This is a genomic window from Pseudomonas alvandae, assembly GCF_019141525.1.
Classification (GTDB): Bacteria; Pseudomonadota; Gammaproteobacteria; order Pseudomonadales; family Pseudomonadaceae; genus Aquipseudomonas; species Aquipseudomonas alvandae.
The window spans coordinates 4732070-4744112 of record NZ_CP077080.1; the positions used below are offsets into that span (position 1 = coordinate 4732070).

Consider the following 12043-nt stretch of genomic DNA (forward strand, 5'->3'; position numbering starts at 1 on the left):
CAGATTCCTTCTGGATGCAGGCACGCTTGCCTTGGATCAAGCAACGCCTTGCCGATCGGCTAGAATGGCGCCTTCATTTTCACCGAGCCCGTCATGACGCCCATTCAACACCACGCCCAACTCGACTGGGATGACCAGGGTCGCCCGCGTTCCCGGGTGTTTAACGATGTGTATTTCTCCGACCAGTCGGGCCTGGAAGAAACCCGCTACGTGTTCTTGCAGCAGAACAACCTGGCCGAGCGTTTCGCCGCGCTGACCGAGGGTGGGCGGCTGGTCATCGGTGAGACCGGGTTTGGCACCGGGTTGAATTTCCTCTGCGCCTGGCAGTTGTTCGAGCAATGCGCACCGGCGGGGGCACGGCTGCATTTTGTCAGCGTCGAGAAGTTTCCCCTGAGCCCCGAAGACCTGCGCCGGGCCCTGGCCTTGTGGCCCGAACTCAAGGTCCAGGCTGATCAGTTGCTTGGGCAGTACGTCGCGATTCACCAGGGGTTCCAGCGCATGACCCTGGCGAACGGGCGGGTGACCCTGACGCTGTTGATCGGCGATGCTCTGGAGCAATTGCCGCAGCTGGATGGACGGATCGACGCTTGGTTCCTCGACGGTTTCGCCCCGGCGAAAAACCCCGAAATGTGGAGCGCCGAGCTGTTCGCCGAACTGGCGCGACTCGCGGCGCCGGGAGCCACCCTCAGCACCTTTACCAGTACCGGTTGGGTGCGACGCCGGCTGAACGCGGCGGGTTTCAAGATGAAACGCACGCCGGGTATCGGCCATAAATGGGAGATTCTTCGCGGGGTGTTCCTCGGCTGGCCGGATCAGGCGCCTAAGCCCGCTCCGGCAAAACCCTGGTACGCCCGCCCCGCCCCGCCTGCTGGCGAGCGTCGGGCCCTGGTGATCGGTGGCGGACTGGCCGGTTGCGCCAGCGCCGCCAGCCTCGCCGCCCGAGGCTGGCAGGTGACCTTGCTGGAGCGTCATGCCGGTCTGGCCGAGGAAGCGTCCGGCAATCCGCAAGGCGTGCTGTACCTCAAGCTGTCGGCCCATGGCACCGCGCTGTCACAGATGATCCTCAGCGGGTTCGGCTACACACGGCGCTTGCTCGAACAGCTGCAACGAGGCCTCGACTGGGACGGCTGCGGTGTCCTGCAACTGGCCTTCGACGCCAAGGAAGCCGAGCGTCAGGCGCGCTTGGCCGAGGCGTTTCCGGCAAGTCTCTTGAAGGTCCTCGATCGCGACGAGGCCGAGGCGAAATCGAGCATCGGCTTGCCCAGCGGCGGCTTGTTTTACCCCGAAGGCGGTTGGGTGCACCCGCCAGCGCTGTGTCGCTGGCAAGCCTCGAACCCGGCGATCGCGTTGCAGCCACACCATGAAGTGCTGGAACTGCGCCGCATCGACGGCCAGTGGCAGGCCTGGGACGGCGAACGCTGCCTGGCCAGCGCACCCGTCGCAATCCTCGCCAGCGCCGCAGAGATCAAACGCTTCGAGCCCGCCGCCGAGCTGCCCCTCAAGCGTATTCGCGGACAGATCACCCGTCTGCCGCAAACCGCCCGCAGCCAAAGCCTGGCGACGGTGGTCTGCGCCGAGGGCTATGTGGCCCCGCCACGCATGGGCGAACATACGTTGGGCGCCAGTTTTGATTTTCACAACGACGACCTGACCCCCACCGCCGCCGAGCATGCCGGCAACCTGCAGATGCTCGAAGAGATTTCCGTAGACCTGGTGGATCGGCTCAACGCCCGAGTCCTGGATCCAGCGCAACTGGAAGGCCGAGCGGCGTTTCGCTGCACCAGCCCGGACTACCTGCCGATCGTCGGACCGCTGGCCGATCACCCGGCCTTTATCGAAGCGTATTCGGCCCTGGCCAAGGACGCCCGCCAAGTACCTGATACGCCGTGCCCCTGGCTTGACGGCCTGTACGTCAACAGCGGCCACGGTTCCCGAGGCCTGATCACCGCGCCGCTGTCCGGCGAACTGATCGCCGCCTGGCTGGAGAACGAACCGCTGCCCCTGCCGCGAAGCGTGGCCGAGGCCTGCCATCCGAACCGGTTCGCGTTGCGGGCGGTGATTCGGGGCAAGGCTTGAACATAGTGTTTTCCTTGTGGGAGCGGGCTTGCTCGCGAAGCGGTGGATCAGTCATCCAAGACGTTGACTGATGAGACGCCTTCGCGAGCAAGCCCGCTCCCACAGGTTCTGCATCACCTCGAATAAATCAATCCTGCTCAATCCCCACCCGTCGGCTTATAACGCATCGATATAAAACTCACAGGCATCCCACCGGTCAGTTCCTGAGTACCCGCCCTTTCGGCGTGTATGGCTTGACCCCTCCCCAACGGAAAAACCGGTAAGGACTTATGTGCGGATTAGCTGGTGAGTTACGTTTCGATCAACAACCTGCGGACCTTGCGGCCGTAGAGCGCATCACCCATCACTTGGCCCCTCGCGGCCCCGACGCGTGGGGTTTCCATAGCCAGGGGCCCATTGCCCTCGGCCATCGACGCCTGAAGATCATGGACCTGTCCGACGGCTCGGCCCAGCCGATGATCGACAATCACTTGGGCCTGTCCCTGGCGTTCAACGGCGCGATCTACAACTATCCGGAACTGCGGGCCGAACTCGAAGGCCTGGGGTACGCCTTTTATTCCGGCGGTGATACCGAAGTGCTGCTCAAGGGTTATCACGCTTGGGGCGAAGCGCTATTGCCCAAGCTCAACGGCATGTTCGCCTTCGCCATTTGGGAGCGCGACGCCAAGCGCCTGTTCATTGCCCGCGACCGTCTCGGTGTGAAGCCGCTGTACCTGTCACGCACCGGCCAGCGCCTGCGCTTTGCCTCGGCGTTGCCAGCCTTGCTCAAGGGCGGCGACATCAATCCGGTGCTCGACCCGGTCGCCCTCAATCACTACCTGAATTTCCATGCCGTGGTCCCCGCACCGCGCACCTTGCTGGCCGGCATAGAAAAATTGCCCCCGGCCACCTGGATGCGCATCGAGGCGGACGGCAGCACCGAGCAGAAAACCTGGTGGACGCTGCCCTACGGTCCCCGGCCCGATGAGCAGGAACTCAACCTGGAAGACTGGATCGAACGCGTGCTGGACAGCACCCGCGAAGCGGTCGCCATTCGCCAACGTGCCGCCGTCGATGTCGGCGTGCTGCTGTCGGGCGGTGTGGATTCGAGCATGCTCGTGGGGCTGTTGCGTGAGGTCGGTGTTGACGACCTGTCGACGTTCTCCATCGGCTTCCAGGACGCCGGCGGCGAGCGCGGCGACGAGTTCCAGTATTCGGACCTGATCGCCAAGCACTACGGCACGCGCCATCACCAATTGCGCATCGACGAGAAAGAAATCATCGAACAGTTGCCCGCGGCGTTCCGCGCCATGAGCGAACCGATGGTGAGTCACGACTGCATCGCTTTCTACCTGCTGTCGCGGGAAGTGGCCAAGCACTGCAAAGTGGTGCAAAGCGGCCAGGGCGCCGACGAGCTGTTCGCTGGTTATCACTGGTACCCGCAGGTCGACGGGGCGAGCGATCCGTATGCGGCCTATCGCGCGGCCTTCTTCGACCGCAGCTACGAAGAATATGCCGCCACCGTGCAGCCCAAGTGGCTCACCGCCAACGACGCCGCCGGAGACTTCGTCAAGGAACACTTTGCCCAACCGGGCGCCGATGCCGCCGTCGACAAGGCCTTGCGCCTGGACAGCACGGTGATGCTGGTGGACGACCCGGTCAAGCGCGTCGACAACATGACCATGGCCTGGGGCCTGGAGGCGCGCACACCGTTCCTCGACTACCGGCTGGTGGAGCTTTCCGCCCGGGTACCGGCGAAATTCAAGCTGCCCGACGGCGGCAAGCACGTGCTCAAGGAAGCCGCGCGCCGGGTGATCCCGAGCGAAGTCATCGACCGCAAGAAAGGCTATTTCCCGGTGCCGGGCCTCAAGCATCTTGAAGGCAACACCCTCGCCTGGGTCCGTGAACTGCTGCTGGATCCGAGCCAGGATCGCGGCCTGTTCAACCCGAGCATGCTCGATCGCCTGCTGACCGACCCCAACGGCCAACTGACACCGTTGCGTGGTTCGCGGCTGTGGCAATTGGCGGCGCTGAACCTGTGGCTCAGCGAGCAAGGAATCTGATCGATGAAACCCCATACGAACCTTCATAACCAACGACTCTTGCGCGGCCAGCCGCCGTCCTACGAACGCTTGCAGGCGCGGCTGGCCGAAGACGGCAGCGAACTGGGCGCCGATCCGATCGCGGTGCATTGCGGTTGGGGCCGGCTGTTGATCGGCCATACGTTTCCCGACCCGGCGAGCCTGGCCCGAGAGCTGCTCAACGAACAACCCGGCGAGCGTGATATCGCCCTGTACGTCGCCGCGCCCCAGCAGGTCTTGGGCCTGGAGCCGACGCAGCTATTCCTCGACCCCTCCGACACCTTGCGCCTGTGGTTCAGCGATTACCGGCAATCCACGAGGGTGTTTCGCGGCTTTCGGATTCGTCGCGCCCAGAGCGACAGCGATTGGCAGGCCATCAATCAGCTTTACCAGGCTCGCGGCATGCTGCCCATCGACCCGGAGCGATTGACACCAAGGCACCAGGGCGGGCCGGTGTACTGGCTGGCCGAGGACGACGATACCGGTGCGGTGATCGGCAGCGTGATGGGTCTCAATCATCAGAAAGCCTTCAACGATCCGGAAAACGGCAGCAGCCTCTGGTGCCTGGCGGTGGATCCGCACTGCCCACGTCCCGGCGTAGGCGAAGTGCTGGTGCGCCACCTCATCGAACATTTCATGAGCCGTGGCTTGAGCTACCTCGACCTGTCGGTGCTGCACGACAATCGCCTGGCGAAAAACCTCTACGCCAAGCTCGGTTTCCGTAACCTGTCGACGTTTGCGATCAAGCGCAAGAACGGCATCAACCAACCGCTGTTCCTCGGTCCCGGCCCCGAGGCGCAATTCAATCCCTATGCCCGCATCATCGTCGAAGAGGCGCACCGACGCGGCATCGAAGTGCAGGTGGATGACGCCGAAGCGGGGCTGTTCACCTTGGTGCATGGCAGCCGCCGGGTTCGTTGTCGCGAATCCCTGAGCGACCTGACCAGCGCGATCAGCATGACGCTCTGCCAGGACAAGAGCCAGACGCACAAGGTATTGAAAAACGCTGGCCTCAACCTTCCGGCACAGCAGCTGGCGGGCAACGCCGATGACAACCTGGCGTTTCTCGATGAGCACGAGCGCGTGGTGGTCAAGCCTCTGGATGGGGAACAGGGCCAAGGCGTTGCGGTGGATCTACGCACGATCGAGGAAGTCCAGGCCGCCATCGAAGCCGCCAAGCGCTTTGACAGTCGCGTGCTGCTGGAAAGCTTCCACGAAGGGTTGGACCTGCGCATCCTGGTGATCGGTTTTGAAGTGGTCGCGGCTGCGATCCGTCGTCCGGCGGAAGTGATCGGCGATGGCCAGCACAGCATCGGCGCGCTGATCGAAGCCCAGAGCCGGCGGCGGCAGGCGGCGACGGGCGGCGAGAGCAAGATCCCCATGGACGCCGAGACCGAGCGTACCTTGCGCGCCGCCGGCCATGACTACGACAGCGTACTGCCGGCGGGCGAACATCTCTTCGTGCGACGCACGGCGAACCTCCATACCGGCGGCGTCCTGGAAGACGTGACCGCCATCCTTCATCCGACCCTGGCCGATGCCGCGGTGCGCGCTGCACGAGCGCTGGACATTCCCATGGTCGGCCTGGACCTGCTGGTCCCGGCGGCCGATCAACCGGATTACGTGTTCATCGAAGCCAACGAGCGCGCCGGCCTGGCCAACCACGAACCGCAGCCCACCGCCGAGCGTTTTGTGGATTTGTTGTTTCCCCATAGCCAGGCGGTGACCTGAGACCTTTGTGGCGAGGGAGCTTGCTCCCACCGGGGCCCGTAGGAGCTGGCGAAGCCTCGGGCCGCGTTCGGACGATCTTTTGATCTTTTACGCTTGGGATTCGAGTGTCATTGAAAAGATCGCAGCCTCGCTTCGCTCGGCAGCTCCTACAGGCCCAGCGCGAGCTTGCTTCCTTGCCACGGGATCCGTCATTCCAATATTCCGCGAGGAGTTTCCATGATCAGTAAAATTCCCGAGCCGGACCTCGAATACCTGCAAAAAGTCCTGTTGGAAATGCTCGCCATTCCCAGCCCGACCGGCTTCACCGACACCATCGTGCGCTATGTCGCCGAGCGGCTCGAAGAGCTGGGCATCCCTTTCGAAATGACCCGGCGCGGCACGATCCGCGCCACCCTCAAGGGCCGCAAAAGCAGCCCTGACCGGGCGGTTTCGGCGCATCTGGACACCATCGGCGCCTCGGTACGGGCCATCAAGGACAACGGCCGCCTGACGCTCGCCCCGGTGGGTTGCTGGTCGAGCCGGTTTGCCGAGGGCAGTCGGGTCAGCCTGTTTACCGACACCGGCGTGATTCGCGGCAGCGTCCTGCCGTTGATGGCATCCGGTCATGCCTTCAACACCGCCGTGGATGAGATGCCCATCAGTTGGGACCACATCGAACTGCGCCTGGACGCCTACTGCACCACCCGCGCCGATTGCGAAACATTGGGCGTGGGCGTTGGCGACTACGTGGCCTTCGATCCCTTGCCGGAGTTCACCGAAAGCGGCCACATCAGCGCCCGCCACCTGGATGACAAGGCCGGGGTCGCCGCGCTGCTGGCGGCGCTCAAGGCCATCGTCGACAGTGGTGAAGAGCTGCTGATCGACTGCCACCCGCTGTTCACCATCACCGAGGAAACCGGCAGCGGCGCGGCGGCTGCGCTGCCCTGGGACGTCAGCGAATTTGTCGGTATCGACATCGCCCCGGTCGCCCCCGGCCAACACTCCAATGAACACGCAGTGAGCGTGGCGATGCAGGATTCCGGTGGTCCGTATGACTATCACCTGTCACGGCACTTGCTGAAGCTCGCCAAGGAAAACGAACTGCCGGTGCGCCGCGACCTGTTTCGCTACTACTTCAGCGACGCCCATTCGGCGATCACCGCCGGCCACGATATCCGTACCGCCCTGCTCGCCTTCGGTTGCGACGCGACCCACGGCTACGAACGCACCCACATCGACAGCCTGGCCGCGCTGAGTCGCCTGCTCGGCGCCTACATTCTCAGCCCACCGGTATTCGCCAGCGACGCACAACCGGCCCAAGGGTCCCTGGACCGATTCAGTCACCAGATCGAACACGATGCGCAGATGGAAAGCGATACCCGGGTGCCGTCGGTGGACAGCTTGATCGGGCAGCGTTCGGATAGCTGACTGGCGGAAACGCTGCTGCCGGGTGTGAACGCGCAACTGTGGGAGCGGGCTTGCTCGCGAAAGCGGCGGTACATTCAGCAATTGTCCTGACTGTTCCATCACCATCGCGAGCAAGCCCGCTCCCACACGGATGTGCCAGGGCAGCCAACCCCGGGCTAGCCGCCACAGCCCATCCGCCGTAGCATCCGCCCAATTGTCTAGCGGAGCCCTGTCATGCTGATCCCACACGAGCAACTCGAAGTCGATACCCTCACCCGCCTGATCGAGGATTTCGTTACCCGCGACGGAACTGACAACGGTGATGATACCCCGTTGGAAACCCGCGTCCTGCGAGTCAGGCAAGCCCTGGCCAAAGGCCAGGCCTTGATTGTCTTCGATCCCGAGAGCGAACAGTGCCAGTTGATGCTCAAGCACGATGTGCCCAAGCATCTATTCGATTGAACACCCCTTGCGCGCGGCACGCGCCTTTTTCTTCTGGATCTTCTCGTAGATTTCGAACCGGTGGACATCGACGTGCCGTGGCGCTTCCACGCCGAAACGCACAGTACTCCCACTGACCGATAACACGCGGACAGAAATGTCATCGCCGATGGAAATCAGTTCACCAATGGTGCGGCTTAATACGAGCATGGTTATGTTCCTTAAGAAGGTCTGGACCTCGACCATGCCCGGCCAATTTTCCATGCACAAGATACCGGCGATAAATCAGTAATCCCCTACAAACAGGGACCCCAACGCCTGAAGGAAATGTCCTGCAAAAACCCGTTTTCGACCTGATTCATGGCCCCGTGAGTCGCGGGCCGAACAGAATCACTCCCGCCCCCAACACGCAAAGGGCCACGCCAATCCAGTCGGAACCCAACGGTCGCACACGCTCCACCACCGCCAACCAGCCGATCGAGGCGACGATGTAGATCCCGCCATAGGCGGCATAGGCACGACCGGCGTAAGTGGCTTCGATACGGGTCAACAACACGGCGAACAGTGTGAGACTGAGCAGTGCCGGCGCGATCCACCAGGCGCTCTTGCCCTGGCGCAACCACATCCAGAAGGCGTAGCAACCGGCGATCTCGAAGAGTGCGGCGAGAAAGAACCAAAGGTAATTGAACATGGGGGGTGGTCCATCAGGAAGGCACGAGGGCGCCATCCTGATGGATGCCGGGAACGCGGGTCAACCCAGGTTCTGGCGGGCCTTGGCGCGCATTTTGTCAGCCATGGCGGTCATTTCGTCGTAGAGCGACTGTGGGTTCTTCTGCTTCATGGCCCAAGCAGCCCGCCCCTGTTCGTGGGGCAGGATCATGAACTGCCCTTCGGCGACCTGCAGGTAGATGTAATCGGCGATCTCAGCAGCCGTGATAGGCGAGCTTTCCAGCAATTTCCCGACCTGGGCCTTCATGGCCGGGGTCGGCCCGCGGAAAGAATCCAGCAAATTGGTCTGGAAGAATGACGGGCAGACCACGTGCACGCCGATTTCCTGCTGGGCCAGCTCAACCAACAGGCTTTCCGACAAGGCCACGACGCCGGCCTTGGCCACGTTGTAGTTGCTCATGGCGGGGCCTTGCATCAGCGCCGCCATGGAGGCGATGTTGATGATCTTGCCGCGACTTTTTTCCAGCAGCGGCAAGAACGCCTTGCAGCCCTTGACCACGCCCATCAGGTTGATTGCGATCTGCCAGTCCCAATCCTCCAGGGACAGTTCGCTGAAGAACCCGCCCGACGCCACGCCGGCGTTGTTGACGATAACGTCGATGCCGCCGAGCTTTTCCTCGCAGGCCTGGGCGAATGCTGTGAGTTGGCTGTAGTCACGGACATCGCAGCGTTGGACGAACCCGTCGCCGCCCGCTTCGCGCACCTGCCTGAGGGTTTCCTGGAGACCTGGCTCACTGACGTCCGACAAGGCCAGGCGCCAGCCTTCGCGGGCCCAGCGCAGCGCGATTTCGCGGCCCAGGCCTGAGCCGGCACCGGTGATCATCATGCGATTTTGCATAGGGAAACAGCCTTGTTGTTCCGGGAGAGATAGGCCGAGTGTAGCGAAGGCCCCCGCCCGACCCACGCTCCATCAGATTGCTGAATGGCGAGGGCAAACCATGGGAGGTCTTGAAGTCATGTCCTGGCGTGAGTCGCGACACCACGGCAATGCGCTATATCGAACGACAAAAAACTTTGAATTTTTTACAGGACGTTACGGTCGGACTTTATAAGCCGCCCGGATTTAACGCATGCGCGCTGGCAGTTGAAAGTTTTAATCACTGATGAACTGACCAATAAGGAAATCAACAATGGGCACTATTCTTATCATCATCCTGATCCTCCTGCTGATCGGTGGCCTGCCGGTCTTCCCGCACTCCAGAAGTTGGGGTTACGGCCCGTCCGGTATCATCGGCGTAGTCTTGGTGGTGCTGTTGATCCTGCTGTTACTTGGGAAGATATAAATCCCAAGCGCAAAAAAAGAGGCCTTCAAGGCCTCTTTTTTTATTCACTGGACTATCAGTCCGGCTTGCCGTCAACAACGCCGGCGGTGTTATCCAACAGGCTCTTGGTCGCGGTTTGCAAGAACGATTCAAGTTGGGTTTTCATCTCGCCAGTCTCCGGAGCATCCGGGATGATCTCTGCGTGTGGGTTGGCGCCCAGTTCATAGCGAAACATCTTCGGTGCCATTGCCTTTTCCTCTGGCAATACCAGGATCTTGTCGTCGTGGATCAGCGCGGTGGTCTGGTCGCTGCCCGACGGCTTGATCACGCCAAATCCGCTGTCGCCTGGCGGCAGGTTCAACAAGTCGCGGCCCCAGCATTGGTTACGCACTTCTCCGCCGAGCCGGCCCATGATGGTCGGGACGATATCGACTTGGGTGCCAACGGTGTGATTGCGCTGGCCAAATTTCTCCTGGACGCCTGGCCCGATCAGCAGCATCGGCACGTTGAAACGGCCCAGGTCCATCTCGGTGATCTGGCGCTCGTTGCCAAAGCCATGGTCGCCGACCACCACAAACAGGGTTTCCTTGAAATAAGGCTCCTTGCGCGCCTTCTCGAAGAACTGGCCCAGCGCCCAGTCGGAGTAACGCATGGCGGTCAAGTGTTCGTTCAGGCGCCCACGGTCAGTGACCGGTTCCACCGGCAACGGCGTCGGCAGTGCGTAGGGCGTGTGGTTGGACAGGGTTTGCAGCAAGGCATAGAACGGCTTGCCGTTTTCCCGGGCCTTGAGCTCGATCAGGCCACGGTCGAACATGTCCTGGTCGGAGACGCCCCAGGTCGGATCGGAGAACACCGGGTTGACGAAGTCGTTACGGCCGATGAACGTGGTCATGCCCTGGCTGCTGAAGAAGCCTGACTGGTTGTCCCAGGCAAAATCGCCGTTGTAGACATACACGTCGTCGTAATCGCGAGCGCTGAGCAATTGCGGCAGGCCCGACAGCTTGTGGCTGCCTTCCGGCGTCTGCATCAGGTATTCGAAACCTGGCAGGTTCGGGAAGCACGCCATGGTGGCGAACATGCCCTGGTGGGTGTGGGTGCCGTTGGAGAAGAAACGGTCGAACAGCAGGCCTTCCTTGGACAACTTGTCGAGGTAAGGCGTGATGTTGCCCGGCGCGCCCAAGGCGCCCACCGAGTGGCCGGCCATGCTTTCCATCAGGATCACGACCACGTTCTTGATCGGCAGCGTCTTGTCGGCCGGCGGCGTGTAGTCGCGGCGCACCGCGGCGGTCTCGGTGTCGACGAGTTTATCGTCGGGCAGCACCAGCATGTTGCGCACGGTCTGCTGCGCCAGCGGCTGCTCAAGGGTGGCTTTCCAGATGTTGTCACGGTCTTCGGACATCCGGCTCTTGGCCGCAGCCACCAGGGACAACGTTCCGTTGAGGCCCAACTGGTTGGCGAAATTCGAATCGGTGGTATAGACGTCGCCCCAACGCAGTGGAGGGCCTTGGCGCAGGGTGCCGCGAGCAGCGGCCACGGCCACCAGCAGGCAGACCATGAATACCGCGACACGGCCGTACCATGGAGCGATCTGGCGCGTGCCAATGCTGCCGCCGCTGAAAGGTCCACGCGGACGCGTGGCCCGGTCGGCGCCCTTGAATGCCAAGCTCAGGATGATAGTGCCGCCAGCCCAGGCCAGCAGATAGCGCACCACCGGGAAGCCGTACCAGAGCATGCTCATCACGGTTTTCGGGTCTTCCTTGACGTATTGGAAGACCAGGCCGTTGAGGCGTTGGTGGAACTCGCGATAGAAATCCATCTCCATCAAGCCCAGGAACAGCGCGATGCTGGAGGTGACGGTCAGCCAGAAACGAAAGAACCCACGTGCCGCCATGGCCCGCGCACTGAACAACGCCAGCAGCAACGGAATGCAGAGATAGACGACCAGCCGAAGGTCGAAACGCAGGCCGTTGGCAAACGCTTCCACGAAGGTCGAGGCCGGCGTGTCGAGGATCATCTCGCGGTTGTAGACCAGCAACGCCACGCGCAGCAGGCTGAACATGATCATCATCACCAGGGCACAGAGCAGCGTGTAGGCCAGGTGCGATTTGACGGTCGGTTGCAGCAGGCGATGCGTGGTGCGCTGCTGACTCAGGGCGTCCGGGATTGCCATGTCGTTTGAGGACCTATTGAAGTGGGGTCAAAAGTAGGAATTACAGCGCGCCCTCTGTCGAGCCATTCAAGGCCGGGGCTTGCGCGAAAGCGCAGATCTTGCACGAACGGTCATGGCATTGCCATTAAATAACCGGGCAATAAAAGCGCGGAGGATTGTCCGCAAGGTTTTGTGAAAATTTCGTTCAA

The 12043-nt window shown here is 62.1% G+C and carries 10 protein-coding genes; 6 read left to right on the plus strand and 4 right to left on the minus strand.

Going from position 1 to position 12043, the window contains the following annotated elements; all coding sequences use genetic code 11:
• The first annotated feature begins 93 nt into the window (after positions 1-93).
• The 5 genes from mnmC to KSS97_RS20880 all read left to right on the plus strand — a co-directional run bounded on the left by mnmC (position 94) and on the right by KSS97_RS20880 (position 7715).
• Positions 94-2076 carry a bifunctional tRNA (5-methylaminomethyl-2-thiouridine)(34)-methyltransferase MnmC2/FAD-dependent 5-carboxymethylaminomethyl-2-thiouridine(34) oxidoreductase MnmC1 gene (gene mnmC / locus KSS97_RS20860; RefSeq protein WP_217860046.1) on the plus strand — a complete coding sequence of 661 codons (1983 nt, stop codon included), beginning with the start codon at positions 94-96 and terminating at the stop codon, positions 2074-2076.
• A 269-nt stretch (positions 2077-2345) separates the two neighbouring features.
• Positions 2346-4118 (plus strand): N-acetylglutaminylglutamine amidotransferase, encoded by a 1773-nt coding sequence (locus tag KSS97_RS20865; protein WP_217860047.1) that lies wholly within the window; start codon positions 2346-2348, stop codon positions 4116-4118.
• 3 nt (positions 4119-4121) lie between these two features.
• Positions 4122-5867, plus strand: coding sequence for an N-acetylglutaminylglutamine synthetase (gene ngg, locus KSS97_RS20870; RefSeq protein ID WP_030141041.1), 1746 nt, complete (start codon positions 4122-4124; stop codon positions 5865-5867).
• 216 nt (positions 5868-6083) lie between these two features.
• Positions 6084-7274, plus strand: coding sequence for an osmoprotectant NAGGN system M42 family peptidase (locus KSS97_RS20875; RefSeq protein ID WP_030141042.1), 1191 nt, complete (start codon positions 6084-6086; stop codon positions 7272-7274).
• 213 nt (positions 7275-7487) lie between these two features.
• A complete protein-coding gene (locus tag KSS97_RS20880) occupies positions 7488-7715 on the plus strand; it encodes a YheU family protein (RefSeq protein WP_030141043.1) in 228 nt (75 codons plus the stop codon).
• Here the strand turns inward: KSS97_RS20880 and csrA are convergent.
• The 3 genes from csrA to KSS97_RS20895 form a co-directional block, all read right to left on the minus strand.
• Complete coding sequence (csrA, locus tag KSS97_RS20885) at positions 7704-7904, minus strand: carbon storage regulator CsrA (RefSeq protein WP_198797737.1); 201 nt, start codon at positions 7902-7904, stop codon at positions 7704-7706. The two genes, KSS97_RS20880 and csrA, sit on opposite strands and share 12 nt — an antisense overlap.
• A gap of 148 nt (positions 7905-8052) precedes the next feature.
• Positions 8053-8385, minus strand: coding sequence for a YnfA family protein (locus tag KSS97_RS20890; RefSeq protein WP_198797736.1), 333 nt, complete (start codon positions 8383-8385; stop codon positions 8053-8055).
• A 60-nt stretch (positions 8386-8445) separates the two neighbouring features.
• The gene (locus KSS97_RS20895; protein ID WP_030141045.1) at positions 8446-9261 is read right to left on the minus strand and encodes an SDR family oxidoreductase; all 816 of its coding nucleotides are present in this window, start codon (positions 9259-9261) and stop codon (positions 8446-8448) included.
• A gap of 292 nt (positions 9262-9553) precedes the next feature.
• Between KSS97_RS20895 and KSS97_RS20900 the strand changes: the two genes are divergently transcribed.
• Positions 9554-9706, plus strand: coding sequence for a DUF3309 family protein (locus KSS97_RS20900; RefSeq protein WP_018606531.1), 153 nt, complete (start codon positions 9554-9556; stop codon positions 9704-9706).
• A 55-nt stretch (positions 9707-9761) separates the two neighbouring features.
• Here the strand turns inward: KSS97_RS20900 and KSS97_RS20905 are convergent, their stop codons facing one another.
• Positions 9762-11855 carry an LTA synthase family protein gene (locus KSS97_RS20905; protein ID WP_198797735.1) on the minus strand — a complete coding sequence of 698 codons (2094 nt, stop codon included), beginning with the start codon at positions 11853-11855 and terminating at the stop codon, positions 9762-9764.
• Positions 11856-12043 lie beyond the last annotated feature (188 nt).